18 protein-coding genes, 1 tRNA gene and 1 pseudogene are annotated in these 26,000 nt (G+C 25.2%); 9 read left to right on the forward strand and 11 right to left on the reverse strand.

The window, feature by feature from the left end; genetic code table 11:
* Positions 1-12: 12 nt before the first annotated feature.
* From lysS to WIGMOR_RS01610, 5 genes are all read right to left on the reverse strand, one after another.
* Positions 13-1,458: a lysine--tRNA ligase gene (gene lysS, locus WIGMOR_RS01595; RefSeq protein ID WP_014354095.1), complete on the reverse strand. Its 1,446-nt coding sequence runs from the start codon at positions 1,456-1,458 to the stop codon at positions 13-15.
* Between the two features lie 109 nt (positions 1,459-1,567).
* A protein-coding gene (gene prfB, locus WIGMOR_RS01600) for a peptide chain release factor 2 (protein ID WP_408068265.1) occupies positions 1,568-2,612 on the reverse strand; the annotation gives its coding sequence in 2 pieces (ribosomal slippage) (positions 1,568-2,536 and positions 2,538-2,612; 1,044 coding nt in all).
* A 75-nt stretch (positions 2,613-2,687) separates the two neighbouring features.
* Complete coding sequence (locus WIGMOR_RS01605) at positions 2,688-4,025, reverse strand: DHHA1 domain-containing protein (protein WP_330216569.1); 1,338 nt, start codon at positions 4,023-4,025, stop codon at positions 2,688-2,690.
* A gap of 4 nt (positions 4,026-4,029) precedes the next feature.
* On the reverse strand, positions 4,030-4,422 hold the full coding sequence (locus WIGMOR_RS03535) for a single-stranded-DNA-specific exonuclease RecJ (RefSeq protein WP_050812769.1): 393 nt from the start codon (positions 4,420-4,422) through the stop codon (positions 4,030-4,032).
* 182 nt (positions 4,423-4,604) lie between these two features.
* Positions 4,605-4,880, reverse strand: coding sequence for an FAD assembly factor SdhE (locus WIGMOR_RS01610; protein WP_014354097.1), 276 nt, complete (start codon positions 4,878-4,880; stop codon positions 4,605-4,607).
* A gap of 134 nt (positions 4,881-5,014) precedes the next feature.
* Here WIGMOR_RS01610 and ygfZ point away from each other — a divergent pair, with 134 nt between their 5' ends.
* On the forward strand, positions 5,015-5,959 hold the full coding sequence (gene ygfZ / locus WIGMOR_RS01615) for a tRNA-modifying protein YgfZ (protein WP_014354098.1): 945 nt from the start codon (positions 5,015-5,017) through the stop codon (positions 5,957-5,959).
* On the opposite strand, the gene WIGMOR_RS01620 is transcribed toward ygfZ, so the two are convergent.
* Positions 5,939-6,682 carry a 5'-methylthioadenosine/adenosylhomocysteine nucleosidase gene (locus WIGMOR_RS01620; protein ID WP_014354099.1) on the reverse strand — a complete coding sequence of 248 codons (744 nt, stop codon included), beginning with the start codon at positions 6,680-6,682 and terminating at the stop codon, positions 5,939-5,941. The two genes, ygfZ and WIGMOR_RS01620, sit on opposite strands and share 21 nt — an antisense overlap.
* 177 nt (positions 6,683-6,859) lie before the next feature.
* Positions 6,860-6,947, reverse strand: a tRNA-Ser gene (locus WIGMOR_RS01625).
* A 238-nt stretch (positions 6,948-7,185) separates the two neighbouring features.
* Between WIGMOR_RS01625 and ligA the strand changes: the two genes are divergently transcribed.
* Positions 7,186-8,955 carry an NAD-dependent DNA ligase LigA gene (ligA, locus tag WIGMOR_RS01630; protein ID WP_014354100.1) on the forward strand — a complete coding sequence of 590 codons (1,770 nt, stop codon included), beginning with the start codon at positions 7,186-7,188 and terminating at the stop codon, positions 8,953-8,955.
* Positions 8,956-9,240: 285 nt separating this feature from the next.
* On the forward strand, positions 9,241-13,185 hold the full coding sequence (gene putA, locus WIGMOR_RS01635; RefSeq protein ID WP_014354101.1) for a trifunctional transcriptional regulator/proline dehydrogenase/L-glutamate gamma-semialdehyde dehydrogenase: 3,945 nt from the start codon (positions 9,241-9,243) through the stop codon (positions 13,183-13,185).
* A gap of 107 nt (positions 13,186-13,292) precedes the next feature.
* On the opposite strand, the gene zapA is transcribed toward putA, so the two are convergent.
* A complete protein-coding gene (gene zapA / locus WIGMOR_RS01640) occupies positions 13,293-13,625 on the reverse strand; it encodes a cell division protein ZapA (protein WP_184486957.1) in 333 nt (110 codons plus the stop codon).
* A gap of 161 nt (positions 13,626-13,786) precedes the next feature.
* Between zapA and pepP the strand changes: the two genes are divergently transcribed.
* The 3 genes from pepP (at position 13,787) to WIGMOR_RS01655 (ending at position 17,456) form a co-directional block, all read left to right on the forward strand.
* Positions 13,787-15,097 (forward strand): Xaa-Pro aminopeptidase, encoded by a 1,311-nt coding sequence (pepP, locus tag WIGMOR_RS01645; protein WP_014354103.1) that lies wholly within the window; start codon positions 13,787-13,789, stop codon positions 15,095-15,097.
* Positions 15,094-16,281, forward strand: a complete 1,188-nt coding sequence (locus WIGMOR_RS01650; RefSeq protein WP_014354104.1) for an FAD-dependent monooxygenase — start codon at positions 15,094-15,096, stop codon at positions 16,279-16,281. Before pepP ends, WIGMOR_RS01650 begins: the two co-directional genes overlap by 4 nt.
* A 527-nt stretch (positions 16,282-16,808) precedes the next feature.
* Positions 16,809-17,456, forward strand: coding sequence for a DedA family protein (locus tag WIGMOR_RS01655; RefSeq protein ID WP_014354105.1), 648 nt, complete (start codon positions 16,809-16,811; stop codon positions 17,454-17,456).
* An 18-nt stretch (positions 17,457-17,474) separates the two neighbouring features.
* On the opposite strand, the gene orn is transcribed toward WIGMOR_RS01655, so the two are convergent.
* Positions 17,475-18,044: an oligoribonuclease gene (orn, locus tag WIGMOR_RS01660; protein WP_014354106.1), complete on the reverse strand. Its 570-nt coding sequence runs from the start codon at positions 18,042-18,044 to the stop codon at positions 17,475-17,477.
* A 329-nt stretch (positions 18,045-18,373) separates the two neighbouring features.
* On the opposite strand from orn, the gene asd reads away from it, so the two are divergent.
* Positions 18,374-19,240, forward strand: coding sequence for an archaetidylserine decarboxylase (asd, locus tag WIGMOR_RS01665; protein WP_236607855.1), 867 nt, complete (start codon positions 18,374-18,376; stop codon positions 19,238-19,240).
* A complete protein-coding gene (mscM, locus tag WIGMOR_RS01670) occupies positions 19,203-22,520 on the forward strand; it encodes a miniconductance mechanosensitive channel MscM (protein WP_014354108.1) in 3,318 nt (1,105 codons plus the stop codon). Before asd ends, mscM begins: the two co-directional genes overlap by 38 nt.
* Positions 22,521-22,548: 28 nt before the next feature.
* Here mscM and epmA read toward each other — a convergent pair.
* Positions 22,549-23,430, reverse strand: a pseudogene (gene epmA, locus WIGMOR_RS01675) (elongation factor P--(R)-beta-lysine ligase); the annotation flags it as partial.
* Between the two features lie 196 nt (positions 23,431-23,626).
* A complete protein-coding gene (gene fldA / locus WIGMOR_RS01680; RefSeq protein ID WP_014354110.1) occupies positions 23,627-24,148 on the reverse strand; it encodes a flavodoxin FldA in 522 nt (173 codons plus the stop codon).
* A gap of 226 nt (positions 24,149-24,374) precedes the next feature.
* On the opposite strand from fldA, the gene WIGMOR_RS01685 reads away from it, so the two are divergent.
* A complete protein-coding gene (locus WIGMOR_RS01685) occupies positions 24,375-25,991 on the forward strand; it encodes a phosphohexomutase domain-containing protein (RefSeq protein WP_014354111.1) in 1,617 nt (538 codons plus the stop codon).
* The last annotated feature ends 9 nt before the right edge of the window (positions 25,992-26,000 follow it).

The raw sequence follows: 26,000 nt of genomic DNA on the forward strand, positions 1-26,000 counted from the left end.
TATTAAATTATTTTATGTTCTTGTTTTTTGAGGTGTACGTAAAGTAGGAAAAAATATTACATCTCTAATATTCGTATTATTTGTTAATAACATAATAAATCGATCTATTCCGATTCCGCATCCAGCTGTAGGAGGTAATCCGTATTCTAAAGCTAATAGATAATTTGCATCATATTGCATAAATATTTTTTCTCCTAATTTTTTATTTTTTTCTTGTTGTAAGAATCTTGTTTTTTGCTCTTTTGGATCATTTAATTCAGAAAATCCATTTCCAATTTCGTTACCATTGATAAATAATTCAAATCGCTCTGTCAAAAAATTATTATCATTTTTGCATTTAGCTAGTGGCGAAACTTCTGTAGGATAATCAAAAATAAAAGTTGGCTGAATTAAATGACTTTGTATTATTTCTGAAAAAATTATTTCTTGCAATTTTCCAATTCCCCATTGACTATTAATTTGAATATTAAATTTTTTAGCAATATGAGTAATTTTTTTTAAATCGTTTAGATCTGTATTTTTAATATCAGAATGATATTTACAAATCGCATCTTGCATGCTTATTTTGTGAAATGGAGGCTTAAAATTTAATAAAATACTTTTATATTCAATTGTATATCGATTAAAAAGTTTTTTTACAACAGAACTTATTAGATTTTCTACAATTGTCATCAAATCTTGATAATCAATATATACAGCATAAAATTCCATCATGGTAAATTCTGGATTATGATTAATAGAGATACCTTCATTTCTAAAATTACGATTAATTTCAAATATTTTTTCAAAACCGCCAATAATTAATTGTTTTAAATACAGCTCTGGAGCAATTCGCAGATATAAATTCATATTTAATGCATTATGATGTGTAATAAAAGGTTTAGCCAACCCTCCTCCTGAGATTTTATGCATCATAGGAGTTTCGACTTCAATAAAATTTAAATCTATCATATGATTCCTAATACAATTTACGATTTTTGAACGCATTTTAAATGTATTTTTTGATTTTTTATTCATAATAAGATCTAAGTATCTTTGTCTATAGCGGATTTCTTGATTAGATAATTCTTGAAATTTGTTTGGTAAATGTTTAGTAGATCTTACTAAAGATACAACTGTATTGCATTTTATGGATAGTTCTTGAGTGTTTGTTTTAAATAATATTCCTTTTACTCCTATGATATCTCCGTGATTTAAATTTTTTAAAATTTCTTTATATTTTTTGTTTGTAATGTTTTTTTCTGCAATATATAATTGTATTTTCGCATGTATATTTTGAATAACTAAAAATGAAGCTTTCCCCATAATACGTTTAAATATTAAACGTCCTGCAACTTTTACAGTAATATTTTTCATTTCTAATTCTGATTTAGAAAAATTTGAATAGCATTTATTTATTTTTTGTATACTAATATTTTGTCTAAAATTATTAGGAAAATCTACTTTTGTTTTGTTCATTATATGTGATATCGAAAGATAATAAATAGTTTCAAGATTTATTGATTTACAAAAATTTAAGATAGCATATAAATTTTATATAATACATCAAAGTTTTATTGAATAATTATTAAATATTAAATTTTAAATTGCTTTTAATAAAAACATCCAAGTCTCCATCTAAAATAGATTGCACTCGATTAGATACGACGCCACTTCGCAAATCTTTTACTCGCGAATTATCAAAAACATACGATCGAATTTGATTTCCCCAAGCAATTTTTGATTTAGACTGTTCTAAAATTTTTTTATTTGCGTTTTTTTTTATCATTTCTAAATTATATAATTTAGATTTTAATTGTTTAATGGCTTGTTCTTTATTTTTATGTTGAGAACGTCCGTTTTGACATTGCGTACTGATATTAGTCGGTAAATGTGTTATTCTCACTGCAGATTCAGTACGATTTACATGTTGTCCGCCGGCTCCAGAAGCTCGATAAACATCGATTCGGATGTCTGCAAAATTAATATTTATTTTAATATTTTGATCAATATCGGGATATACAAAAACAGATGCAAATGACGTATGACGTTTTTTACCGGAATCAAATGGACTTTTTCGAACTAAACGATGTATTCCGGTTTCATTTTTTAACCAACCATAAGCGTATTTTCCAGAAATTTTAATTGTAGCTGATTTAATTCCGGCTATTTCTGCATCAGATTTATCAATAATTTTTGTTTTAAAATTTTTACGATCAGCCCATTTTAAATACATTCTTAATAAAATTTTTGCCCAATCTTGGGCATCTATCCCTCCAGATCCTGGCTGCAAATCTATGTAGCAATTTTCACAATCATGTTTTTTAGAAAAAATATAAGTTAGTTCGATTTCATTGATTTCTTTATTTAAAAGGTAAATATCTTTTTTAATTTCCAATAAAGTATCGGTATCGTGTTCTTGAACAGCAAGATTGTGCAATATTTCAGTATCTTTAATTTTATTTTTTAAATGCTCAATAGAACGGTTGATTTTTTTTGATTGTAGATTTTCGTGATTAATTTTTTCTCTAAATTTATTTTTTTTCTTTTTTTTGTCAAAGATACTCTTGTAAAAATTTTATACGTTTGATACAAGAAAATATTTCTTTTTTTGTTAAAAAAGTTTCCATAATATATTAAGTATATAAAAAAACAAAAATTATAACATTTTTAATTTAATATTCAATAAAAAATTGATTTTTAATATATCACAATGGAAGTAAATGTATAATTATGAGTTGTAAACTATAATAACTTTCGTACTTATGAATATTTAATTTATAAGCTATTAATGCCATATCAATTTTTTTATTTGGCCATATTGACAAATCACAGTTAAATAAAATTCCATTTAATATTGGACCACCAAATATAGATTTAATTTGTATTTTTAAATGACATTTTCCTATTATATGTTGTTTAAGAACATAAAATTTTCCATCAAAAATAGGATAAGGAAATTGATTACCCCAGGGAGCAGAAAGCAAAATTAATTTTGCAGTTTTCAAAGAACATTCATGTGGATATAGTTCTCCGTCAGACCAAAGAATCTTTTTTAAAGACATACCAATTAATTTTGATTTCACTAATTTTAGAAAAATTTTTTTAAATGCATCTAAATTACAATATTTAATCACTAAACCAGCGGCTGTTTTATGGCCTCCGAATGATATAATAAGTTTCGGATGTAACTTATTTAATTCATATAGTAAATTTCTTATATTAATTTCTGCAATAGATCTTACTGATCCTTTTAATAAATTATTTTTAGTTTTTGCAAATACTACAGTAGTACAATAAAAGTGTTCTCTAATGCGAGCTGCTACGATCCCTGATATACCTTCATGCCAATTTTTATCATATAGTACAAATCCTGAAATATTTTGTTTATTAAGTTTTGCTTCATGTTTACATGTCTTAATTGCTTGTTCTTCCGTAAAATGACTGATCAATTTTCTTTTTTTATTTAAAAAAAATAATTTTTTTACTATTGTAAAAGCATGTTCTATACTATCAGTAAGTAATAATGAGACTCCGATAGACATGTTTTTTAGTCTTCCAGCTACATTAATTATTGGACTTAAGTAAAAACTGATATCTTCTGTAGATAAAACAGATATATCTAGTTTTAAAACGTCTATTAAAATTTGAATTCCAGTTCGACACTTTTTCGATCGGATACGTTTTAATCCTTGATAAACCAAGATCCGATTATTTAAATCTAAAGGAACGCAGTCTGATATTGTGCCTAAAGCTACTAAATCTAAAAATTCGGCTAATTTAGGGATTTTAATTTTTTTTATTTTAAACCAATTATTTTGTATTAATACTTTGCGTAATGCAAGCATTAAGTAAAAAGCAACTCCTGATCCTGATAAACATTTTGAACGAAATTTACAATTTTTTAAATGAGGATTTACAATTGCGTGAGCGTTTGGTAATGTTGCGCATGGTAAATGATGATCTGTAATTATGATTATCATACCTTTTTTTCGTGCTAATTCGACGCTTTTTAATGATGAAATTCCATGATCTACGGTAATAATAACATCACTTTTTTTTTTTTATAATATTTAAGATTCTATGAGTCAATCCATAACCGTCTTTAAAACGATTAGGTATAATAAATTCTACGTATTTAGCACCCAATCTTAATAAGCACAATACTGATAGTGCTGTACCACATGCTCCATCTACGTCAAAATCTCCTACGACAATAATTTTTTTTCTTTGATATATTGCGTTTTTTAATATATAAGTCGCTTTATTAATACCTGATAATTGTTGATAAGGTAGTAAATTCTTAGTTTTCCATTCAATTTCTTTAGTGGTTTTTATGCCTCTTTTTAAATATATTTGCTTTAAAATTGGAGGAATATTTTTATTTTTTATTTCTACGGATTCTTTTAAAGATCGACGAAGTATCGTGATTTGAGAATGCATAAACTACTCCAATTTTTTTAAAAAGATAGATAATTTTGTAATATTTAATTTGGATTTATATCATGAATTAAAATGGTATCTTTTTAAAAGATGAACTTATAAAAGTACTTTATTTTATTTAAATTTTGGATTAAAAAAAATAAAGTGCATATGAAAATAAAGTGACAATTAGATTGAAAGCTTCACATAAAACGTTTATTAATTTTAGTTTCATGTATTACTGAAAATTTTTTTATTAAAATGACAATTTTATGAATATTTTTATTTTTTGGTATTTGATTGCAAATTAACCATTGGTATAAATAATTATCGTCATACATTAGCATTTTAAAAAAAAATTTTTTTTGTGATAGCTCTAATCCGTCAAATTTTTTTTTAAAAAAATTATTAATTATAATATCTAATTCTAACATACCACGTCTACATGCCCATTGTATCATTGATTTTTTAGATTGCATAAAATTTTAATTTATTTAAATGTTTAATTTTATATTATTTTTCTTTATTTTTTAATTTAAAAAGTTAAGATGCTTAAATATATATGAAAAAAACTTTATAAACTACACAAAATTATAAATTTTAGGTTATTTTTATGTTGCACATTCTTAATAATTTAGCACTTGTTCAAGTTACCGGGAAAGATGCATTAAAATTTTTAAATAATCAATTTACATGTAATATTTTAAATTTAAAATATAATATGTTTAAAATCACATCACATTGTAACGTAAAAGGAAAGGTAATTAGTGTAATGTATGTTTTTTATTATCAAAATAAAATAGCATATATTCAAAATCGCAGTGTAAATCAGTTTCAAATTCAAAAATTAGAGCAATATTCTATTTTTTATGATGTAAAAATAATAGAACAAACTTCAGTAATTTTAATAGAATTATCTAATTTGAAAGCTCAATCTGTTTTGAAATCTATATTTCAAGTGATTCCAGATATATTTAATACTGTTGTACATCACGAATATTGTACGTTAATTTATTTAAATTATGATAAACCACGATATTTATTAATTATTGATATAAATAAAAAAAGTGATCTTATTTACAGTTTAAAAAAAAGTTTTTTTGCTACAGATTATCAAAAATGGTTAGCATGGAATATAAAATCAAAATTTCCAATTATCGAACGAAAAACGAGTGAACTTTTCTTTCCACAAGAAATTAATATGATTTCTTTAAAAGGAGTTGATTTCACTAAAGGATGTTACTTAGGTCAAGAAATAATATCACGTATTCACTATTTAAAAATAAAAAACAAATTTTTGGCTATCATGTATGGCAATTTTTCAAAAAATCCGAGTATAGGGGATATTATAGAATATAATGTAAATAAATCTTGGTTGCGAGCTGGAATAATTTTATCTGCTTATCGTATAAATATATTTTATTTTTTAATACAAGCGGTACTTGTAGAAAAAGTACATAAATCTGATAGAAAAAGATTTCGTTTACAAAAAAATCATAATAATTATTTGTTTTTTAAATCTTTTGCTGAAAAAAATTTATCTAAATCTTTTAGATAAATTTTTGTACTGAAGATAGTAAGCATCTATTTCTTTTATTATTTTTAAAATAACAAAAGAATACTGATAAACTGAAAAAGAACAAAATTTTTTAAAATTTTTTTCCGCATGATTAAATACGTAATCTGAAATTGATCTTATTGATATATAAGGAATTAAAAATTTTTGACATACTTGAGCTATTGCAGCTGTTTCCATATCTACAGCGCAAGCTTCAGGAAAAAATTTTTTTATTTTTACTGCATGCAGTATATTTTTATTATAAATAAATGTGTCTCCACTGACAATTAATCCTGATTTAAATTGTAACTTATTAAAAATAAGAATTTTTTTTATTAATTTTATAAATAATTTCGAAGCATAATAATATTGAGGCGCTCTAGGAATCTGACCGGTATTATATCCAAATGCACTTACATCTACATCGTGATAACAAAATTTTTTCGATAGTATCAAACTACCAATATTAATATCTTTTTTTAATGATCCAGAGATACCTACATTAATTATTAAATGTGGATTAAAAGACTGAATAATATGCATAGTGCTAATTGCAGATAAAACTTTGCCGATACCTGATTCTACTATGAGAATATTTGCATTATATGCAGTACCAAAATATGAAGTAAATATACTTTGCTTATTTTTTTTATTTATTGAACACATTTTACGAATAGTATATAGTTCTTTTTGCATAGCACCAATAATTCCTATTCTTATCATAAGATAATTTTATACCGTGTATAATTTTTTTTGTATGTTTATATTGTAAAAAGTTTTATTTAGAATTAATAATATTGATGTACACAATTTAATTTATTAATCAATTTACTATTTATTTTTTAAATTATTTTAATACAATTGATATATGTACAAATTTTATTAATTGATATATTTCTACGGTGAGAGAGGGATTCGAACCCTCGATACGCACAATGCGTATACATGCTTTCCAGGCCTGCTCCTTAAACCACTCGGACATCTCACCTAAATGAGAAGACTTTATAATAATTTCACGAACATATAATTATAAATTTAACTTTTTAAAAAAAATAATCTATATTTTATTTAAATGATATAAAAATTATTTTTACTTATCATTTTAAATTTTTAATAAAAATTAAATTTATAGCATTATTGTTTTAATTTAAAAAATTGCTAATATTTGTATATTGTATTTTTTAACATAAATTATCAAAAAATATATACAATTTTAAATACAAAATATGTCAAACAAATATAAAAATATAAAAAATAGAATATTTTATCTTCGTAAAAAACTTAACTTGTGGTCAGATTATTATTATAATAAAAATCAATCTTTAGTTGAAGATTCAGTATACGACTTTAATTTATTAAAACTAAGTAAATTAGAACATAAATACCCGTTTTTACGTTCTCAAGATTCACCTACACAAGCAATAGGACAAGATTGTAATGTAAAACTTTTACAGATACAACATAAATCTTTAATGCTATCTTTAGATAGCATTTCTAACAACACAGAATTATTCAAATTCAATAAAAAAATACAAAAAATTCTCAATACCGGAGAAGAAATCACATATTGTTGCGAATTAAAAATTGACGGATTAGCTATAAATTTAACATATGAATACGGAATACTCGTTCGAGCCTCTACTCGAGGAAATGGAGTTTTTGGCGAAGATGTAACAAAAAATGCCTTAATGATGCAAACAATACCGTATAATTTAAAAACAAATGATACTGCTTGTAAATATATAGAAATAAGAGGAGAAGTTTTTATTAATAAATCCAAATTTTTCAAACTTAATGAAGTAGCTAAGTTAAATAATAAAAAATTATTTTCTAATCCGCGTAACGCTGCTTCGGGTTCTTTAAGACAAATTAATCCAAAGATTACAGAAAACAGATATTTAATGTTTTATGCTTATGGAATTGGCTACTCAGATGGATATAAATTACCGGATAGTCAGTATAAAAGATTAAAAATTTTGAAATTATGGAACATACCAACTAATCATTATACAAAGATTTGCGTAGGACTACATCAAATTGTTAATTATTACAATACAATTAAAAAAATTCGAAAAACTTTAGATTTTGAAATAGATGGCATTGTAATAAAAGTAGACTCTATATTACATCAAAATAAAATAGGATGTGTTGCTAAAGCACCAAAATGGGCTATCGCTTATAAGTTTCCAGCATTAGAAAAAATTACAAAAATCATAAGTGTAGATTTTACTATCGGTCGTACAGGAATTGTAACACCTATAGCTCAAATTAAACCTGTATGTTTTTTAGGTACAATTGTAAAATTTGTTTCTTTATATAATTTTAATGAAATAAATAGATTAAATGTTATGATTAATGATACCGTAATTGTAAAACATGTAGGAGAAGTCATTCCCAAAATTTCTAAAGTAATATTTTCGAAGCGTACAAAAAATGCAAAAAAAATTATTTTTCCTAAAAAATGTAAAATCTGCGATTCAGATATTATAAGTATTGTAGGCAAAAAAAAATGGTACTGCAGTGGAGGTATCACATGTCATGCACAAAAAAAAGCAGCTTTAATACATTTTGCTTCTCGTAATGCTTTAAATATTCGAGGCATGGGAAAAAAAATAATTTCTAAGCTAGTAGATAAAAAAATTTTAATTACTCCGGCAGATTTTTTTCGATTAGATCTCAAAAAAATTACACGTATTAATAAAATTCAATTGAAATCCGGAAAAAATTTAATCAATTCTATTAAAAATTCTAAAGAAGTAAAATTACATCGTCTTATATACGGCTTAGGTATTCCCCAAGTCGGATTAACAACGTCTATAAATCTTGAGAATTACTATAAAACATATTACAATTTTATAAATTCTGATTTTCATTCATTATTAAAAATAAAAGATATAGGTCAATCTACAGCTGTATGTATTAGAAAATTTTTAGAAAATAAAAATAACATAAGTTTTATACAAGATTTATTGCAACTAAACTTAAAAATAAAATAATTTACTTTCTTTTTCAAAGAATTAATCAACAACAACAATTATATGATATAAAATCTGAATAATAGAAAATAAAAAATTTTATATAAAATCTATTTTACATTAAACAATTATCTTTTTAAGATAAAAATGAACAATATGCATATTAATTTATGATATGTACAGAATTTATTGAACTTCAAAAAAAATATAAGATTAATTCTTGCAATATTTTTTATTTTTAAAATTAAAATAAATTAATGTCAAAATGTTTAACTAACTTAAAATCAATAAATACGAGATAAAAGGATGGACAATAACATATTAGGTGTTAAATTAGACGACAAATTACTCCATCGTATCGAAAAACTATCAAATCGGTTAAATCGTACGCCGAATTGGTTAGTAAAACAAGCAATTTTTCTTCATCTTGATACGTTGGAAAAAACATTAAAATCTAATAAAAAAATTGAAAATTTAAATAATTCTGAAAACGAAAAATATTTAATAAATACAGAAAGTTTTTCGCAACCTTTTTTTGACTTTGCCCAACAAATATTACCTCAATCACATTTACGTTCACGAGTTACCAGGTCATGGAGCATTGCTGAAACTAAAATTTTGCCTAAATTGTTAGACTTAGCAAATTGCGACGAAAATACAGAACAAAAAATTTATAAATTGTCAAAAATTTTAGTAACAGGACTAAGAAAAAAGAAAAAAAGATATAACAGAGAACAAATCATACAAGATTTATTGCAAGAATTTCCATTATCTTCTCAAGAAGGCGTTGCTCTTATGTGTCTTGCAGAAGCGTTATTAAGAGTTCCAGATATTAATACTCGTGACGCTTTAATTAAAGACAAAATAAAAAATAGAAACTGGAAGAGTCATTTTGGAACAAAAAAAAGCTTATTTGTAAATTCTGCCATCTGGGGGTTATGTTTAACAAATACTATAATTCAAAAATATACAGAAGAAAATTTATCTCATGCTTTAAATAAAGTAATTAAAAGAATTGGAGAACCTATTATTAGAAAAGGCGTAAACGTAGCCATGCAATTAATGGGTAAACAATTTGTAGTAGGCGAAGATATACAACAAGCGTTAAAAAATACTCAAAATTTAGAAAAAACAGGGTTTACGTATTCTTATGATATGCTCGGAGAATCTGCAGTTACAGAAGAAGATGCGCAATCATATATGTCATCATATGAAAATGCGATTCATTGCATCGGAAAAGCATCTTTAAAAAAAGGCATTTATCATGGATCAGGAATTTCAGTAAAATTATCTGCGCTACATCCTCGTTATTCTAGAAACCATTATAATCAAATTATGTCCGAATTATATCCTAGATTACACACCTTAACCGTATTAGCAAAAAATTATGATATAGGAATAAACATTGATGCAGAAGAAGCTAATCGACTCGAAATATCTTTAGATCTTTTAGAACGATTATGCTGTGAACCATCATTAAGCGGATGGAATGGAATTGGTTTTGTAATACAAGCTTACCAAAAACGCTGTATGTATGTAATTGACGAATTAGTAGATATCGCGAAACGTACAAAAAGACGCCTTATGATACGACTCGTAAAAGGTGCATATTGGGATAGTGAAATAAAAAATGCACAAATAGAAGGAATAGAAGATTATCCAGTATTTACACGAAAAGTATATACAGATGTGTCATATTTAGCATGCGCAAAAAAATTATTGTCACAAGCGAATTACATATATCCTCAATTTGCCACACATAATGCGCAAACAGTAGCGTCTATTTATTACTTTGCAGGTAATAACTATTACCCGGGGCAGTACGAATTTCAATGTTTACATGGCATGGGAGAACAATTATATAAACAAGTTGTGGGAAAAAATAATGATAAAAAACTAAATCGACCATGTCGTATTTACGCACCAGTCGGAACGCACAAAACATTATTAGCATATTTAGTACGTAGAATATTAGAAAATGGAGCAAATAATTCTTTTATAAATCGTATTTCAGATCATACTATTCCAATTGAAAAACTTATTCTTAGTCCAATTTCAGAAGTCAAACAAATAGCACAAAAAGAAAATATTTTAATTGGAGCTTCGAATCCAAATATTCCTGCACCGATTCATTTATATGGATTAGAGAGAAAAAATTCTATTGGATTAAATCTTGCAAATGAAAATGTTTTAGCAAAATTATCCTCTGACTTATTTAAGAATAAAACAAATAAATGGAAAATTTATCCAAAAATTTCAGGGAAAATAGATACAGGTCCTATAAAAATTATTAAAAATCCTGCAAATAAAAATGACATTATAGGAGAATGTCAACAAGCAACTATTCAAGATGTAGAATCTGCTTTGGTTAGTTCCGTAAAAGGAATAAAAAAATGGGCATCTATAGAACCCATAAAAAGAAGTGAAATTTTACAAGAAGCTGCTAATAAAATCGAAAATAATATAGAAATATTTATTGGATTATTAGTACGCGAAGCAGGAAAAACTTTTTCTAATGCAATTTCGGAAATTAGGGAATCTATTGATTTTTTACGATATTATGCTTATCAAATAAAAAACTTGCAAAATAAAGATTATTGTCCATTAGGGTGTGTTGTATGTATTAGTCCATGGAATTTTCCACTTGCTATTTTTATCGGTCAACTATCAGCTGCATTAGCAGCCGGAAATGTTGTAATTGCAAAACCGGCAGAACAAACTCCGATTGTTGCATATAAAGCAATTCAGTTAATGTTAGATTCTGGAATTCCTGAAGATGTTTTGCAATTTTTACCTGGCAGCGGCAAAATTATCGGAGAAGCTTTGTCAAAAGATCAAAGAACTCATGGCGTTATGTTCACGGGATCTACACAAGTTGCACGATTATTACAAAAAAACTTATCTGATAGATTAAGCAGTAACGGATCTCCTATCCCACTTATTGCAGAAACTGGTGGATTAAATGCTATGATTGTTGATTCATCTGCACTAACAGAACAAGTAATAAACGATGTTATTATCTCAGCATTTGACAGTGCAGGTCAGCGTTGTTCAGCTTTACGTTTATTATGCATTCAAGAAGACGTAGCTGACCGTACTTTACATATGTTAAAAGGAGCAATTAATACCTACAATATAGGTAACCCGGAGCATCTCGATATCGATATAGGCCCAGTTATTGATAAAAATGCAAAATTTAAAATTGATCAACACGTATCAAATATGCAAAAAAATAACTATGTAGTATGGCAAAGTGAAGCAAATAGAAATTATTCATGTGATTTAGGAAATTTTGTTTTACCAACTTTAATAGAACTTAATAATATCAGTGAAATTAAAGAAGAAATTTTTGGTCCAGTTTTACATGTAATTAAATATAAGTATGAAGAAATGGATAAAATTATTCAAGAAATTAATTCTACTGGATATGGATTAACGCTTGGAATACATTCCCGAATAGAAGAAAAAATAGATAAAATTGTAAATTCTGTAAAAGTCGGTAATATCTATGTTAATAGAAATATTGTTGGAGCTGTAGTAGGAGTACAACCTTTCGGGGGAGAAAATCTATCTGGTACTGGACCAAAAGCAGGCGGACCATTGTATTTATATAGGTTATTCTCTGATAGAAAAAACGAAAACTTATTATCATTAAAAAATTTAAATAAAAAAGATATTAATAAAATATACCGTAAAAAGATAGAAAATTTATCTATTCATTTTCTTGAATGGATATCCATGAATTATCCCGAGCTAGAAAAATACTGTAGTAAATTTATAAAAATGTCAAAATCAGGAACAACATGCAATTTAATCGGTCCAACTGGAGAAGAAAATAATTATCTGCTCTTACCAAGGGAAAGAGTACTGTGTTTATCGGATAATGAACACGACTTAATAATTCAATTATCAGCGATCACTAGTTTAGGAGGAAAATCTATTTTATCACATACACCAATAAGTCAAAAAATTTTTTCTATTTTGCCAAAATCTTTAATGCAAAATATCATTTTAGTGCCAAATTGGAAAAGAGAACATGTAAATTTTGATTCAATTTTCTTTCATGGATCTCCTGAAGATCTCAAAGATATTTTAAAATTTTTATCAGAAAGACCCGGGCCTGTTATTACAGTACATAGCCATGCTAAAGGGACAAGAAAAATATTTTTAGAACGCTTTTTAATTGAAAGAACAATCAGCACTAATACTACTGCTGCAGGAGGGAATACAACATTATTAAACATAGCATGATTCTAAAAAGTTTAATAAGATTTGAAATACCATACTTTTTAAATTTAAAATATTCGGAATTGAATCAAACGATAATATAAAATTAAAATGATAATTATGAAATTTTTCTAGATTTTTTTGATGTTATTTGTTTGCAAAGTTTGTGTATTATGCTCTGATATAGCACGAGAAACTGTATCTTTCAAAGACTGGATACCACGATCTATACTTACAGTATAGTTTTGAAATTTAGCTTTTTCTTGATTAAGATCGTAACATATGTTTAAAGCAGAAATAAAAAGTAATTGTTCTACATTAGAAATTTTAGTACGCTCTTTAAGTTCTTGTAATTGTTTTTCTAAATACTTTGCGGCCCGGTTAAGTTCTGCGCGTTTTTCCTCAGGGCAATTAATACGTAATGTACGTCCAAATATTTGAATATCTACCGGTTGTTCCATGATGATAAATCCATTTTTATTAAAAAATTATTATTTATTAAAAAAAAATTATATACTAAATTTTAACATGCAACTAACAATTAAAGTATTTAATAAATTATTTTATAATAATAGATTTTTTTTATAAAAAAATTAATTTTTAAATATAACAACTTAAATTTTATATGTATCAAGAATATCTCAATAGAAGAAAAAAATTATTTGCACAAATGGCTCCAGAAAGTGCTACTTTAATTTTTGCAGCTGCAGAGAATAACAAAAATTTTGATTATAATTTTCAGTATAGACAAGATAAAAATTTTTTTTATTTTACTGGATTTAATGAACCTCAAGCATTATTTATTTTGATAAAACGTCATAACAATAATCAATGTATAATATTTAACCAAAAAAAAAACACTAATAACAAACAATGGTTTGGGAGCAACTTAGGACAAAAATCTGCTTTAAAAAAATTATATGTTAATTATTCGTATACATGGAATGATATTGAAAATAGATTGTATTTAATTTTAAATTATTTACATGTTGTTTATTATGCAATAGGATTGAATGAAAAGTACGATAAAATATTTTTTTTAACTCTAGAAAAACTAAGATTAAAATCAAAAAAAAATAAAAAATTTTGTGCTCCAAAACGTATTTTAGATTGGAGACTGTTCGTATATAAAATGCGTTTAATTAAATCAAAACAAGAAATTTATTTTATTCAAAAAGCTTGTGATATCAGTATTCTCGCGCATATTAGGGCTATTAAATTTTGTCAACCAAAAAGATATGAATACGAATTAGTTGCAGAAATTCATCATGAATTTCTACGTAATGGTTGTCTAACTAATTCTTACAATACTATTGTAGGTAGCGGCGAGAATTCTTGCATTTTACACTATACAAAAAATAATAAAAAAATGAAAAATGGTGAATTAGTGTTGATTGATGCAGGCTGTGAATATTGTAATTATACCAGTGATATTACTAGAACCATTCCAGTGAATGGAATCTTTTTAAAAGAACAACGTATTATATATCATATTGTACTAGATATGTTAAATCTTGCTTTAAAATTGTTTAAGCCAAACATAAAAATTAAAATAATTAATATTCAAGTAATTCAGTTACTATTATCAAAACTTAAATCAATTGGGTTAATTAATGGCACCATAAATCAATTAATGCATACAAAAATATATAAAAAATTTTTTATGCATCGACTATGTCATTGGATTGGACTGAGTGTACATGATTGCGAATATATGCCGTGTAATGATAATACAATTTTAAAACCTGGAATGACTCTAGCTGTAGAACCTGGAATTTATATTCCAAAAAATAATAATATTCCATTTTTATATCGTGGAATAGGGATTCGTATTGAGGAAAATATTGTTATTACTTCTAAAGGAAACAAAATTTTTACTCAAAATTTAATTAAAACACCTAATGAAATTGAAAAACTAATGCGTAAACCTATATGAAACTTACTATCATCGGAGGAGGTATTGTTGGACTTGTATTTGCTTTAGCGTTATCACACCTTAGTAATAATCAAATTATTATTGATTTAGTAGAAGTTAACAAACCCGAAAATTATAATAGAAAGTTCTGTTATGATCGTACTATAGCGATATCTTATTATACATATTATGTATTAAAAGATATGAAAATCTGGAATCATTTTATCAAATACGTTACTAAAATATCCACTATAGAAGTAAGCGATCAAAATAATTTAAGTAAAATTCAAATTTTTTCTCATGATTTTTTATTACCTTTTTTTGGTTATACAATTTCTTCACAACTTATGAGATCAAAATTATTTCAATTATTAAAAACAAAAAATAATATTTACGTTCATTGCCCCGCAAAACCTATAAAAATTATCCGAGAAAAATATAACAATATTGTTCTCTTAGATAATGGAAAGAAATTAATTAGTCAACTTATAGTAGTTGCAGATGGAATGCGTACAAATATAGCAAATCAATTTAACATTACTTATACACAATATTCTTATAAATCAATTGCTATGTCTAGTAAAATATATACTACTTTTTCTCATAATTTTTGTGCTTTTGAAAAATTTTTATCATCAGGATCTTTAGCTTTTTTGCCATTAAAATTTAATATTGGCGCTATAGTTTGGTGTTTTCCAGAAAATCAACTTAACATGATTAAATCTTGGAATAAAAAAAAATTATCACAAAAAATACAAAAGATCTTCGGATCAAGTCTTGGTGCTTTATATGTTTTTGAAAATCAACAATATGTTAATTTAAGTCTTAAAATTGCTAATCAACATATTTCACACAGATTGGTGTTAATCGGCAACTCCGCGCAAGTTATACATCCTATTGCAGGACAAGGATTAAATTTAGGTATTCGAGATGCAATATCATTGGCTAGAATATTAAGGAATGCTTCAAAAAAACATATAGATCTTGGAAACTATAATATTTTATTAAAATATCAAAATTCAAGAAAAATAGATCAATCAAAAACGATATATATAACAAATTTTTTAATAGATCTTTTTGCTAATCGTACCCCTTATTTTGTATTAATGAGAAATTTAGGATTGTATATTTCAAATATTTTTCCTTGTTTAGTAAAACAATTTATTAAAAATATGTTTTTGAATAAAAATTTTTATTTCAATTAAATTTGAATATGTATTAACTATAAAACTTAAGCTATTTTAATGATTTGAAAAATTTATTTTTTTATAATTTTATATTGCATACAATAGAAATTGTACGATTTTACTTTTTTACTATTAAAAAAGTTATTATTTATTTTTATCACATTTTTTTATTTAATCGATTTAATAAAATTTTGCTTTATTATTTTTTTTAAAAAATTAAAATTTATTTATTAAATAATACTTTTAATTAAATTAAATGTAGTTTATAAAAAAATAGAATTTTTATTTAATTTATTTTCAATATTTTAGAAAAATTTTTTCAAAAAATTTAATAAAATTTTTTTGAATAAATATTACTAATATAATTAGTACATATTGTATATAAAATATAATATACTTTAAAATTATATTTAAAATATAAAAAATGAAATTTTTAATAAAATCTTTAATTATGTGATACATACTAAATTAAAAACTTCAATTTATTATTTTAATTTGCAGTTGCATTTAAAGTGCATTTCTAACTAATAAACATGAGAAAGTAAATGAATTCATTGAAAGCACTGTATAAAGCTTTTTTAGAACAAGATATTAATATTTTATCTCAATTAAATATAATATGGTTATTTTATTTAGTAATTTGTATCATTCTAATTTTGGAAAATGGTTTTCTTCCGGTATCTTTTTTGCCTGGAGATAGTTTGTTAATTTTATTAGGAATATTAATATCTAAAAATATATTAAATTTTTATTTTATTGTTTTTTTATTGACGATATCTGCTAGCATAGGAAGTTGGATAGGATATTTACAAGGAAAATGGTTAAAAAATACACCTATTATAAATTTATGGATATCTAAATTACCTAAAAAATATTTTGACCGTGCATATCATTTATTTTGTTTGCATGGATTTTTTGCATTATTTATTGGAAGATTTATTGTTTTTGTAAGAACAATTTTACCAATTTTTTTTGGTTTATCCGGTTTCAAAAGTAGCAAATTTTATTTTTTCAACGTTATTAGCGCTTTTTTTTGGGTATCAATTTTAACTTTAATAGGATTTTTATTAGGTAAAACTTGGATATTTAATAGATACGAAAATATATTTATAACAGTTTTATGTACAATTCCAACTATTATAATAATTTTCAGTATTATATATTTGTTGAAATTTTGGATAAAAAAAAATTAGTATAGTAAAATTTAAGTTCTATTTATTTACTTTTAAATTTATAAAATATTTTCGATAATGTATTAATTCTGCAATAGATTCTCGAATGTCATTCAAAGCCGTATGCAAATTTTTTTTCTTTAATTTCAGTAAAATTTTTGGATTCCATCTTTTAACGAGCTCTTTGATACTACTTACATCTATGCAACGATAATGAAAATATTTTTCTAAATCTGTCATATAATGCAATAAAAATTGACGATCATAATATATGCTATTACCACATATTGGAGATTTTTGAGGATACGTCCATTTTGAAATAAATTTTAAAGTTTCAAACATTGCTGATTTTTCAGAATGTATGCTATTTTTTACACGTTCTATTAATCCATTTTTTGTATGTGTTAAAGTATTCCAAGAATTCATTTTTTTTAATTGTAATTCTGATTGAAAAATTGCTATAGAAGGTCCTTCTGACAATATATTTATGTTTTTATCAGTTACAATGGTAGATATTTCTATAATGCGATCATTTTTTAAGTTTAATCCTGTCATTTCTAAATCAATCCAAATAAGATTATCTTTATTTCTTTTGTTGTTGGTGTTCATAAATAGTGTGAAATTTTTTATGTTGTAAATATATTTTTTATGTGTATAAAATGTACTTAATAAATTTGTATAACATAAATATATTTAAAATAATTCATTGATTAATTTTAAATTATAAATTATTTATTAAAATAAATCTAATTTCAGGTTAAATAAAATTAAAAATTTATTTTATATGACTGCTAATTATTAGCAATTTTCACTTTTAAAGTTTAATACAGATATTTTATTTTATTAAAGAGTAATTTTTTTAATAAAAAATTAAAGAATAAAATTTATATTTTTTATAAACGCTTCTACTTAAGGAGATTAATAATAACATGTATATTATGTTGCAAAATTTTTTACCTAAACTTTGGATTACTAAATTTTTTGGATGGATTGCAGAATGCAAATGCAAAACACTAGCATATTTCAGCATTTTAATATTTATAAAAATATATAAAATTAATGTCAAAGAAATAAAACAATCAAATCTTAAATTATATTCTTCGTTTAATGAGTTCTTTTCTAGAAAGATTGATATGAATTTCAGACCTGTGCATCCTGATCCTTTAATTATTGTTTGTCCAGCAGATGGGATGTTAACACAATTTGGATATTTTGAAGAGACTAAAGAACTGCAAATAAAAAATCACGGATATACTTTAAATGCACTATTAGCTGAAAATGAAAAAATGATAAAACTGTTTCAATATGGAATTTTTTTTACTACATATTTATCTCCTAAAAATTATCATAGAGTTCATATGCCATGTGATGGAATATTACAAAAAATGTTATATGTACCAGGACAATTATTTTCTGTAAATACGAAATTTTTTAGTAAAATTCCAAATGTTTTCGCTAAAAATGAACGTGTAATTTGTTTATTTAATACGAGATTTGGACCTATGCTTCAAATATTAATTGGATCAATAATTTGTGGTACTATCTCTACTACTTGGTTTGGAAAAGTTACGCCACCTCGAGAAGGAATTATTAAATTATGGAAGTATTCAAATAATATGCAACAAAAAATATATTTAAATAAAGGAGAAGAGATGGGATTGTTTACGCTTGGATCTACTGTAATTACTGTTTTTACTAAAGAAAATATTCTATTAGGAGAAAATTTAAATACATATGATACTATGCGTATAGGCAATATATTAGCTTATGGAATTCAGAACAACAAAGAAAGATTTATTAATTAAAAAATATAAAAGTTTATATTTAATTATTTTTTTTATTTTTTATGTTTTAAGTGCATATGGTGATATTGATTTTGAAGAAAGCCAAATTAAAAAAGAACTACAACAAATTCAAAGCAATAATCGTATCTCACATCAATTAGATATTATTGTATCTTTACAATCAGCTTTAGATTTTATTACAGAAAGTAAAGCATCAATCCAAAAAATAAAAGAATATCAAAAAATTATTGAAAATTTTCCAATACTTATTAAACAAATTCAAGAAGAAAAAAAATTAAAAAATACATATTATAATGATGTCGTTATTAAATTTTCAGCTAAAGAAGTAAATCAAGAACTATTAAAAGCTAATAATCGATTAATTATTTTAGTTAATCAATTAAAACAAGAACAAGAACAGGCTCGTGTAATTGCAGATTCTGTAATGATATTGCCACATCAACAAGCAGAAGCAAGAAAAGAACTAAATAATATTGATAATTATATACATGTTATTTCTAAACCAAATTCTTTAATAGAAAAAGCACAATTTACTAATTTACGTATGCAACGTATAGCAAAAAGATTAAAAATAGAAGAATTAGATTTAGCACAACTTAGCGTAAATTATCGTCAAGAATTATCAAAAATACGTATAGATCTATTAAAGTCAAAATATAATAAAATTGATCAAGAATTACAAATTTTAAAAAACAATTTATATAATTTACGTAAACAAGAATCGGAAAAAGCATTGCATGATGCAGAAAAATCTTCTAAAGAAATTGATGCTTTTCCACAAATTGTTATTATACAATTCAAAAAAAATCATGATCTGTCTCTTGCATTAAATCAACAATCACAAGAAATGGATTCTATAGCGTTTAAACAACGACAATCAACTAAAGATATCTTACAAGTACGCCATGCACTTAGTACCTTAATTGAGCAATCGCAATGGTTAGATGAATCTCCAATTTTAGGTGAAACATTACGATCTCAAATGTCTAAATTACCAGAAGTTCCTAAATCTCAACAACTTAATACAAATATGGTGCAAATTCGTGTTCAACGTTTATATTTTGAAGATTTAATAAACAAATTATTGTCTGAAGAATCTAATAAAAAAAAAATTAAATTTATTCTTACAAAAGATCAATTCAAAATTTTTGAAGAACAATTGTTAATACAACGTGATTTATTAGATTCATTATTAATAGGATGTGATACTCAAATACTAGAGTTAACAAAATTAAAAGCGCTTTATGGACAATTGGAAGAAGCAATTAAAGAAGTTAAAGAAGCTTCACACAAATATTTATTTTGGGTTGCAGATACTAATTCTTTAACACCTTCGTTTATTTTATCTGTTATTCAAGATTTAAAAAAAATGTTCAATAGATATATGTTATCTCAAATTTTTAATGCAATGAAAACAATATTAACTAGCCGCAATACACTATTATTATTATTTAGCGCTTTTTTATTTTGGGGTTTTATGTTTAGTTCCCGTAAACATTATTTATCTTTTTTAAATCGATCTAGCATTCAGGTAGGAAAAGTAAATCAAGATCGATTTTCTATTACATTGAAAAATGTTTTTTGGTCTATGTTAGTTGCTGCTCCTTTCCCTATTTTGTGGATATCTTTAGGATATGGATTTAGTCATGCATGGGCATATCCGATATCAGTAGCTTTAGGAGAAGCTATGATTTCAACATCTTTTATACTATGGGTATTGTTGTTATGTGCATCTTTTGCTTTACCAAAAGGATTGTTTGTAATACATTTTGGCTGGAAAGTAGAACAAATACGTTGTGCACTGCGTTATTATACTTTGTCGATTACTACAATAATACCATTAATAACAATATTAATTACTATTAATAATTATAGTGATCGTGAATTTACCAGTAGTATTGGAAGATTGTGTTTTATTTTGATTTGTATCGGTTTATCTTTAGTGACTAATAGTTTCAAACGTGCAGGATTATTATTATATCTCGATAAAATTGGTTCAAATAATAATATTATTAATCGTTCTTTTTGGAATTTTATGATTTGTGCTCCAATACTTGCAATTATTTCTGCATCTTTAGGATACTTTTCTACTGCTCAAGTACTACTAACACGTTTAGAAACATCATTAACGATTTGGTTATTTTTATTAATTATATATCATATTATTCGTAGATGGATGTTTATTCAAAGACGTAGGATTGCATTTGAAAGAGCCAAACAACGTCGTGCAGAAATGTTAGCACAGCGTGCACGTAATACTGACGAACAAATGTTGTCACCATCTCAATTAAATGAAGTTGCTGCTGAAGTAGATAATAAAATTTTAGATTTAGATACTATTAGCGCAAAATCTTTGCAATTAGTACGTTCTATATTAACGCTTATGGCATTACTATCTGTTATTTTATTATGGTCTGAATTGCATTCAGCTTTTTCCTTTTTAGAAAATATCACTCTGTGGGATTCTGCATCGACTCTAAAAGGAATAGACAATTTGAAACCAATTACGTTAAATTCAATTTTTATTGTTATTTTAATATTAATTATTACCACGCAAATGGTACGTAATCTTCCAGCTTTATTAGAACTTGCTTTATTACAGCATTTAAATTTAACTCCAGGTACAGGATATGCAATTACTACGCTTACTAAATATGGATTAATGTTATTAGGAGGATTAATTGGGTTTTCTATAGTTGGTATGGAATGGTCTAAATTTCAATGGTTAGCAGCGGCATTAGGCGTAGGATTAGGCTTTGGATTACAAGAAATATTTGCTAACTTTGTATCTGGATTAATTATTTTATTTGAAAAACCTATCCGAATAGGCGACACTGTTACTATTCGAAGTTTAACAGGAAGTATTACAAAAATTAACACTCGCGCTACTACAATTACTGATTGGGATAGAAAAGAAATTATTGTTCCAAACAAAGCATTTATTACTGAGCAATTTGTTAATTGGTCACTTTCGGATACTGTAACACGTGTAGTATTACATGTACCAGCTCCTGCAGAATCAAATATTGAAAAAATTTCTAATATTTTAGTTCAAGCAGCAATTCGTTGTCCGCTAGTTTTAGATTTTCCTATACCGGAAGCATTTTTAGTAGACATACAAAAAGGTTTGCCTTTGTTTGAATTACGTATATATGCGGCTGAGATGAGTCATCGTATGCCATTAAGGCATCAAGTGAACAAATTGATTTTAGATTGCTATCGCGAGCACGGTATTCAGTTGCCTTATCCTCCATTTCAATTAATACATGAGTACAAGTAGTTTAACAATAAAAAATCTTTGAATATATTTATGCACAATCGATTGAAAATAATATAACATCTTGAATTTTCTTGGCATTTAATGCAATCATAATTAATCTGTCTATTCCAACAGCAACACCGGAACAAAAAGGTATCCCGGAATTTATAGCGTGTAATAATTTTATATCGATTTCTTTTTCAGACAATCCTTTTTTTTTGCGTTGAATATTATTTAAAATAAAACGTTTATGCTGTTCTTTTGCATTTATTAACTCACAACATCCATTTGCTAGCTCAATACCGTGATAGTATAACTCGAATCTTTCAGCAAATTTATTATTTTTTAAGCATACTGCTGACATACTACTTTGTAGTACAGGAAAATGATGTATAAAAATTGGATGTTCTTTTCCAAGATTTGGAGATATTTTATATTCGAATAAAATTTGCAACATTTCATCTCTGTCATGATGATTGTTATTATTGAAAATTGTGATTTTTTCGACAATTTTTCGTATTTGCTTGATTTTTGATTTAAAAGGATCAATCCCAAAATATTTTAAAAATAATTGATCATACGATATAAAACAAGATTTTTTTAATCCAGGTATAACATAATGTAAAAAATTATCTACTTCTCGAATTAACTTAAACATATTATAATGAGGTCGATACCATTCGAGCATAGTAAATTCTGGATTATGATACCGACCAATTTCAGAATTTCTAAAACTTTTGCAAATTTGAAAAATTCCTCCAAATCCAGATGCTAAGAGTCGTTTCATATGATGTTCGGGACTCGTGATTAAGTATAATATTTTCTTTTCATCATTATAATTTTTTAGATATGTTTGAAATGAAGATAAATGTACATCGTTAGATGTTCTATAGCTTAATACAGGAGTATCGACTTCGAGTAAATTTTTTTTAAAAAAAAATTTCTAATTTTTTTAATAATTTGATTCCTTTTTATTAATATTTTTTTAGAAATGTTTGGTTTCCAATTGTGCGTTTTATTCATATGTTTAGAATATTTGAGTCTACAGTTAATTTTTCGATAAAAATTAATTGTTTAAATTTTTTTAATTTTAAGTATGGAATTTATAATAATTTTTTCTTAAAGTTTTACTTTTCTTGAAAGTATATTATTTTTTTAATTGTTTCGATCCAATAGAATAATCTTGATTCAGTTAATTCTGGTTGTCTGTCTTCGTCTAATGCTAATCCGACGAAATATTTTTTGTTTATTAATGCTTTAGAAGCTTCAAACTTATATCCTTTAGTTGAATGACTTCCGATCATTTTTGCTTGATTTTGTATTAAAATTTCATTTAAAATTCCCATTGCGTCACAAAAATATTCTGAATAGTCTTCTTGATCTCCACAACCAAAAATTGCTACCATTTTATCCTTAAAGTTTATTTTTTTTAAAATAGGAAAAAAATCATCCCAGTCGCATTGGGGTTCTCCATAATACCAAGTAGGTATTCCAAATATTAATTTGTCATATTTTTCTATATCTTTTTGAGCAGTATCTGCAATATCAAAAATGTCAGAATTACTTGGACTTAATGCTTCTTGTATTTTTTTGGCAATACTTGCTGTATTCCCCGTATCACTACCGAAAAAAATTCCTGTAGATTTCATATAAATACTTCCTGTGAAAATGTTAGTAAAAATTTTTTTTGTTTATAAAAATATGTTACTGAATAAATTAAATTTTACATAAAATATTTTAGTTAAAAATTTATGCGAAATAAATTATTTTATAAAATGTTTAATATTAATAAGTCAAGAAAAATAATAAAAATTTATGAAATATGTAAAATATTTAGTATAATCTTAATACTAAAATTTAAATAATATATTTTTAATGTATTTACAAAGTTTAAAATCTGGAAAAAAACCACAAAAATCTGATTTAATTTATCCCGATAAACTTATAACACAATATTACTCTCAAATACCTTATGAAAATAAAAAATTAAAAAATATTAAATTTGGAACTTCAGGATATCGAGGAACCTCAAAAAAATTCACATTTAACGAAATACATGTACTAGCGATTAGTCAAGCTATTGTTGAAGAAAGAAAATTACTTGGAATACATGGACCATGCTTTATCGGAAAAGATACGCATGCTTTATCCGAACCCGCTTTTTGTTCTGTACTCGAAGTGCTTACTGCAAACAATATTGATGTTATTATACAATCAAATAATATGCATGTTTCTACTCCAATAATTTCACACGCAATATTAAATTATAATAAAGCATCTAAAAGAAAAGCAGATGGTATTATTATTACATCTTCTCATAATCCTCCAGAATTCGGAGGAATAAAATATAATATTTTTACTGGCGGTCCTGCAAATTTTTTTATTACAAATAAAATAGAATCTAAAGTTAATGCAATTCTGAAAAATGGAATATTTAAAATAAAAAGAATTTCTTTAATTTATGCTAAACAAATTGGTAAAATACATGAACATGACATAATACAAAAGTATATTCTAAGTTTATCTAATATAGTTAATATGCAACTTATTTCTTCTTCTCAAATTAATTTAGTAATTGATCCTTTAGGAGGTTCAAGCTTATTTTGTTGGCAATTAATTGAAGAATATTATAAATGCAATATTAAAATTGTTAATACTAAAATAGATTATACTTTTTATTTTTTAAATCTAGATTATGACGGAATACTTCGTATAGATTGTGCATCTAAATCGACATTGAAACATTTATCTCAATTTTCTAATCAAGCAGACTTAGGATTCGCAAATGATCCAGATGGTGATAGACATGCAATTTTAAATAAAACATGCCTTATATCTCCTAATCATTATTTATCTATTGCTATGCATTATTTATTAAGTTACAGATCAAATTGGAGTCAAAATGTAGGTGTAGGTAAAACTTACGTTTCTAGTGTCATGATGGAAAAAATTGCTCAACATTTTAATCGTAAATTAATTAATACCCCAGTAGGATTTAAGTGGTTTTCAAATTTCTTATTTGAAGGATCTTTAGGTTTATGTGGAGAAGAAAGTTCTGGAGCTACTTTTCTATGTTTTAACGGATCTCCATGGTCGACTGATAAAGACGGCATAATTATGTGTTTATTAGCTGCAGAAATTGTAGCAAAAACTGAAAAAACATTAATAGAATACTATTCTAAATTAGAAAAAATGTTTGGATATTTTTATTATGATCGATACGAATTTCATTTTTTAAATAAAAAACAGTATTTAAAAAATAATATTAATATAGATAATCTTCAATCATGCATTATCACTGAAGATAAAATTGTTTTTTGCATTATAATTTCGTTAGAAATTTTTGTTAAATTTAAAAATGGATGGATAGCAATTAGACCGTCTGGCACAGAAAATTTGTATAGAGTATATTGTGAAAGTTTCATAGATACTGTACATTTAAAAAAATTAAAAAAATCAGCAAATAAAATTATCAAACTGCTTTTTAATTGAAAAAATAAC

Source organism: Wigglesworthia glossinidia endosymbiont of Glossina morsitans morsitans (Yale colony), assembly GCF_000247565.1.
Taxonomy (GTDB): Bacteria; Pseudomonadota; Gammaproteobacteria; order Enterobacterales; family Enterobacteriaceae; genus Wigglesworthia; species Wigglesworthia glossinidia_B.

Coding starts and splice junctions, on each gene's coding strand:
- lysS (WP_014354095.1), bottom strand. CDS start 1,458: ATGAACAAAACAAAAGTAGATTTTCCTAATAATTTTAGACAAAATATT.
- WIGMOR_RS03535 (WP_050812769.1), bottom strand. CDS start 4,422: ATGCATTCTCAAATCACGATACTTCGTCGATCTTTAAAAGAATCCGTA.
- WIGMOR_RS01610 (WP_014354097.1), bottom strand. CDS start 4,880: ATGCAATCTAAAAAATCAATGATACAATGGGCATGTAGACGTGGTATG.
- ygfZ (WP_014354098.1), top strand. CDS start 5,015: ATGTTGCACATTCTTAATAATTTAGCACTTGTTCAAGTTACCGGGAAA.
- WIGMOR_RS01620 (WP_014354099.1), bottom strand. CDS start 6,682: ATGATAAGAATAGGAATTATTGGTGCTATGCAAAAAGAACTATATACT.
- ligA (WP_014354100.1), top strand. CDS start 7,186: ATGTCAAACAAATATAAAAATATAAAAAATAGAATATTTTATCTTCGT.
- putA (WP_014354101.1), top strand. CDS start 9,241: ATGGACAATAACATATTAGGTGTTAAATTAGACGACAAATTACTCCAT.
- pepP (WP_014354103.1), top strand. CDS start 13,787: ATGTATCAAGAATATCTCAATAGAAGAAAAAAATTATTTGCACAAATG.
- WIGMOR_RS01650 (WP_014354104.1), top strand. CDS start 15,094: ATGAAACTTACTATCATCGGAGGAGGTATTGTTGGACTTGTATTTGCT.
- WIGMOR_RS01655 (WP_014354105.1), top strand. CDS start 16,809: ATGAATTCATTGAAAGCACTGTATAAAGCTTTTTTAGAACAAGATATT.
- orn (WP_014354106.1), bottom strand. CDS start 18,044: ATGAACACCAACAACAAAAGAAATAAAGATAATCTTATTTGGATTGAT.
- asd (WP_236607855.1), top strand. CDS start 18,374: ATGTTGCAAAATTTTTTACCTAAACTTTGGATTACTAAATTTTTTGGA.
- mscM (WP_014354108.1), top strand. CDS start 19,203: ATGGAATTCAGAACAACAAAGAAAGATTTATTAATTAAAAAATATAAA.
- fldA (WP_014354110.1), bottom strand. CDS start 24,148: ATGAAATCTACAGGAATTTTTTTCGGTAGTGATACGGGGAATACAGCA.
- WIGMOR_RS01685 (WP_014354111.1), top strand. CDS start 24,375: ATGTATTTACAAAGTTTAAAATCTGGAAAAAAACCACAAAAATCTGAT.